Origin of the sequence: Micromonospora echinofusca (assembly GCF_017614955.1) — a bacterium.
Taxonomy (GTDB): Bacteria; Actinomycetota; Actinomycetes; order Mycobacteriales; family Micromonosporaceae; genus Micromonospora; species Micromonospora echinofusca_A.
In genome coordinates, this window is the sequence record NZ_WVUH01000461.1 from 1 (window position 1) to 4646 (window position 4646).

3 protein-coding genes and 1 pseudogene are annotated in these 4646 nt (G+C 68.7%); 2 read left to right on the forward strand and 2 right to left on the reverse strand.

Going from position 1 to position 4646, the window contains the following annotated elements; all coding sequences use genetic code 11:
- Positions 1 to 247 precede the first annotated feature (247 nt).
- Positions 248 to 901 carry a class I SAM-dependent methyltransferase gene (locus GSF22_RS30900; RefSeq protein WP_307804480.1) on the reverse strand — a complete coding sequence of 218 codons (654 nt, stop codon included), beginning with the start codon at positions 899 to 901 and terminating at the stop codon, positions 248 to 250.
- Positions 902 to 1158: 257 nt separating this feature from the next.
- Here GSF22_RS30900 and GSF22_RS35900 point away from each other — a divergent pair.
- A pseudogene (locus GSF22_RS35900) lies at positions 1159 to 1540 on the forward strand (NF041680 family putative transposase); the annotation flags it as partial.
- A gap of 167 nt (positions 1541 to 1707) precedes the next feature.
- Positions 1708 to 2265 (forward strand): dihydrofolate reductase family protein, encoded by a 558-nt coding sequence (locus GSF22_RS30905; RefSeq protein WP_208817445.1) that lies wholly within the window; start codon positions 1708 to 1710, stop codon positions 2263 to 2265.
- Positions 2266 to 2582: 317 nt separating this feature from the next.
- Here the strand turns inward: GSF22_RS30905 and gdhA are convergent, their stop codons facing one another.
- Positions 2583 to 3926 (reverse strand): NADP-specific glutamate dehydrogenase, encoded by a 1344-nt coding sequence (gene gdhA / locus GSF22_RS30910; protein ID WP_208817446.1) that lies wholly within the window; start codon positions 3924 to 3926, stop codon positions 2583 to 2585.
- Between the last annotated feature and the right edge of the window lie 720 nt (positions 3927 to 4646).

Consider the following 4646-nt stretch of genomic DNA (forward strand, 5'->3'; position numbering starts at 1 on the left):
CGCCCGGGCCCATCGAGGAAACGTCATCCACCGGTGTGACGGACTCTTGACTTCAGGTCGGCCGCCCTCATCGCCTCACCCTGCAACGCGGCCCCGGTCAGACTGTCCACGTGGCGGGAAGGCCACCGCTGGTCACCGACGGCGGCCCGTAGGTGTCGAAGTCCCTGACCGGCTGATGCCGCCGCTGGCCCTCTGGCTGATCAGGACCAACACCTCGATGGGCAGGCCCGGCAGGGCCGCGATCTCCTCATGTGCCGGCTGGCTTACGGGCCGCGAGGCGTTCGATCACACCAGCAGCGAAGCGCTGATGCTGTTCGATGTGCAGACCGGCGGCGGCCACGTCATGGATCGGACGCCGCCGGAAATGCTCGCCGGCCACCGGAACGCTGACCAGTTCGATGAGGCGTTGAATCGCTCGGACGGGACGGTTGGCGCCGGCCACGTGGTCGGCCAACAGGAGCAGCCCGCCGGGGCGCAGGACGCGGACCATCTCCCCGACCGCCCGGTGGTCGTCCGGGATGGCGCAGAGGGAGAGGGTGCAGACGACGGTGTCGAAGGTGGCGTCGGGAAAGTCCAGCTGGTGGGCGGTACCGAGCCGCAGGTCGACCGCACGGTCCAGGTCGACGGCCCGCCGGCTGGCAATCTCCAGCATCCTGGGGCTCAGCTCCACTCCGGTGATCCGGACGCCGTCAGGATAGAAGGGCAGATTCCGGCCGGTGCCGATGGCCACCTCGAGGGTGGCGCCGGTGGCCTGTCGGCAGATCCACGCCCGCGTGTCGCGCAGGAAGCGGCGCTCGATGAAGGCCATCTGCCGGTCGTAGCCGTCGGCATGCCGGTCCCAGACGCGGCGCTGCTTCTGGTCGTCACTCATGTGGTGAAGATAGGTGACCTGCACCAGCACCGCCGGCGTACCGACCTGTCGGCCCATGGGTGGACCCGCAGCGGCAGGGGTCACCACCGCTGTGACCGCGGTAGCAGCCCGGCGATCTCACCGGGGTACGTAACGGTCGGTCCCGGTGGCGCCCAGTCGGTGCGGGCGACAACCCGGTCGCCGGTAAGCGCGGCGCAGAACGTGCTCGTACGTGGCGATGCTGTGCGGCTGCCCCGGCACACCGCCACTCGATCTTGCCCGGCTTGTGGCTGAACCGGGCCTGTGGGTCCCTCGGCTGGACCTGCCCGAAACTGCGCGACCCGCACGCCGGCGACCGCTGGACCTGGCTCGTGTTGGCCACCTACACCCAGTTGCGGCTCGCCCGTGGTGCCGTCGCCGACCTGCGGCAGCCCTGGGAACGCCCCGCGCCGCCCGAGCGACTCACGCCCGCCCGCGTCCGGCGAGTGTGTCGGCACCTGCGCAGCAAAGCTGGCAATCGCGCCCGCGCCCCGAAACCCTCCCGGCCAGGACCCGGCCGACCACCCGGACTGCCCGACCACCACCCGGCGGCCCGCCACAACGTCCGCATCGTTCACCAACACCAAGACGAAAGGCGGCACGCAGAAAGCGAAGAATTCGAACAAACCGAGGCCACGCTGCACAGGTTGAAGATCAAGCTAAATGGTTCTGAGCGCGAGTAGCGGTCCCGACAGGGCGCGAGTTTGGGCCCCGGCGTCTTCCGGCGGGTTTCATTGGGCGTGAATTTGGGACCCGGGGCCTGTGTACCTCGAACCCGCCTGGGTTGCAACGCCGTAGTGGCGTTAGAGTCGCCGGCCATGGGACTCCTCACCTTCAGCCTCAACCTCACCCTGGACGGTTGCGTCGACCACCGGGAGGGAATCGTTGACGACGAGACGCGCGCCTACTTCACCCGTCTCATGGACGAGAGCGGGGCAATGCTGTGGGGTCGCGTCACCTACGAGATGATGGAGAGCTACTGGCCGGCCGTCGCCCGGGGCGACGAGGAGGCACCGCCGGACATGCGTGAGTGGGCGGTCAAGCTCGAGACCAAACCCAAGTACGTGGTGTCGTCGACGCGCAAAGACTTCCCGTGGACCAACAGCCACCACATCGCCGGCGATCTGCGCGAGGGCGTGCAGAAGCTCAAGGACGCGACCCCGGCCGGGGTCCTCCTCGGAAGCGGCAAGCTCGCGACCGAGCTCGACCGGCTGGACCTGATCGACGAGTACAAGCTGCTCGTCCATCCCAGGATCGCCGGCCACGGCCCGACGCTGCACGAGGGCGGGCTGCCCTGCACGCGCCAGCTCGAACTGCTCTCGGCGGAGCCGCTCCACAACGGCGCGGTGGCCATGCACTACCGCCGCGCGCGCTGAATCACCGGAGTCCATCGCCGCCAGCCCGCCGGCAGCGCAGCGTCCTCCTCGCGCTCGCTGCGCTGCGCAGCGCCGAAAGTCTCCTCGGAGGCGAGGACGTCTTCGCGGAGAGCCGGTCGAAGGCTCCGTGGATGTCGCCAGCGGCGCAGAGGATCATGGCCCATCGACCAGCCCTCTGTCGGCGGGCAGTCCAAGCGGGCGAGCGTGAACCGTTGCAGATCGTGCAAGGGTTGATCGCGTCGCGCTGGCGACTCTGAGTTCAGTGATCGGCAAAGACAGGATGCAACCCACGATGCCCGGTGACGAGGTGGGCCGGTTCAGATGAGACCGTGTGCGAGCATCGCCTCGGCGACCATCCGGAAACCGTCGATGTTGGCGCCGGCCGCGTAGTTGCCGGGCATGCCGTACTCCTCGGCGGTGGCGTAGCAGCGCGCGTGGATGTCCCGCATGATCTCCCGCAGCCGCTGCTCCGAGTGGGCGAAGGTCCACGAGTCACGGCTGGCGTTCTGCTGCATTTCCAGCGCGCTGGCGGCCACGCCGCCGGCGTTGGCCGCCTTGCCGGGCGCGAACCGCACGCCCGCCTCGGCGAAGATCCGCACGGCTTGCGGAGTGGTGGGCATGTTCGCCCCCTCCACCACCAGGGTGCAGCCCTGGGCGACCAGGGTGACCGCGTCCGCCTCGCTGATCTCGTTCTGGGTGGCGGACGGAATGGCAACCTGGCAGGGCACCTCCCAGACGCTGGCACCGGCGACGAAGCTGGCGTGCGGGCGGGCGGTCGCATATTCGCCGATCCGCTCCCGGCGGACCTCCTTGAGGTGCTTGAGGGTCTCCAGGTCGATGCCCCGGTCGTCGCGGATGTAGCCGGAGGAGTCTGAGCAGGCGACGACGGTCCCACCGAGCTGGTGCACCTTTTCGATCGCGTAGATGGCGACGTTGCCCGAGCCGGAGACCACCACGCGCTTGCCGTCGAGGCTGTCGCCGTTCACCTGGAGCATCTCGTCGGCGAAGAAGACCGCGCCGTAGCCGGTCGCCTCCCGGCGGACCTGCGCGCCGCCGTAGCTGAGCCCCTTGCCGGTCAGTACGGCGGACTCGTAGCGGTTCGTGATCCGCTTGTACTGGCCGAACAGGTAGCCGATCTCCCTGGCGCCCACACCGATGTCACCGGCCGGGACGTCGGTGTACTCGCCGATGTGCCGGTAGAGCTCGGTCATGAAGGACTGGCAGAACCGCATCACCTCGCGTTCCGAGCGGCCCCTGGGGTCGAAGTCGGAGCCGCCCTTGCCGCCGCCGATCGGCATGCCGGTCAGGGCGTTCTTGAACAGCTGTTCGAAGCCGAGGAACTTGACGATTCCGAGGTAGACCGACGGGTGGAACCGCAGCCCGCCCTTGTACGGGCCGAGGGCGCTGTTGAACTCCACCCGGAAGCCCCGGTTGATGTGGACCTCACCGAGGTCGTCCTCCCACGGCACCCGGAAGATGATCTGTCGTTCGGGTTCGCAGATCCGCTCGATGATCTTTGCCTCGGCGTACTCGGAGTGCTTGTCGAGCGCCGGCACGATGCTGTCGAGCACTTCCCGCACCGCCTGGTGGAACTCGCTCTCACCGGGGTTGCGGTGCACGACCGATTCGAAGATCGACTCGATCTTGTCCCGTGCCGACATGTGTCCTCCTGGGTGGCGACGGCCGGCGCTCGGTCCGGCGCGGCTGGGGTCCCCGGCCACGTCGTTGTGGACCTCGGTCGTCGGCTGGCGCCCCGGCCCGGCCCGCAGGTCGACGGGTCGCCGGTTGCCGCCAGCCGCCGCAATCTTCGGCGGCGCACCCCGGACCGGCAGCGGCTTGCCGTCAGCCGGGCCCGGTGCTGCCTGGCGTCATGGTGACACCCTCGCATAGCGGTATCCCGTCTCGCACTGCGGGTTGTGATGATCGACATAGCGTCGGGGCAGGCCAGCGTACCGCGCGGCGCCGCCACCATCGCGATGGTAGCGGGAAGGACACGGAACGCGACGGCGATCCCGGCCAACCCCTCGCCGCCCCGGCCCGGTCGGGGTGAATCCCCTGACCGGGCCGGGCACTACCTCGATCCCACCGCGTACAAGCAGCGTCACGCCGTGGAGTGCGGCATCAACGCAGCCCGCCAGCCTGACATCGACTGCTTGACATCCATACGGGCATCAAGCTCGCCGTCCGCTACCAGGCCACCTTCAACGTCGCCGCGATCAACGAGTGGCTGCCCCGCTTATGAAACGCGGCCTAACTTGATCTTTAACCTGTGCGGCGTGGCCTCGGGTTATTCGAAGTCTTCGTTGTTTTCGTGCCGCCTTTACGCTTTGTGCTGGTGGCGGCGGTGACGATGTGGACGTCGTGGCGGGCTGCCGGCTGGC

Excerpts from the sequence above, each read along its gene's own strand:
- gdhA (WP_208817446.1), bottom strand. The coding sequence starts at position 3,926 with ATGTCGGCACGGGACAAGATCGAGTCGATCTTCGAATCGGTCGTGCAC.
- GSF22_RS30905 (WP_208817445.1), top strand. The coding sequence starts at position 1,708 with ATGGGACTCCTCACCTTCAGCCTCAACCTCACCCTGGACGGTTGCGTC.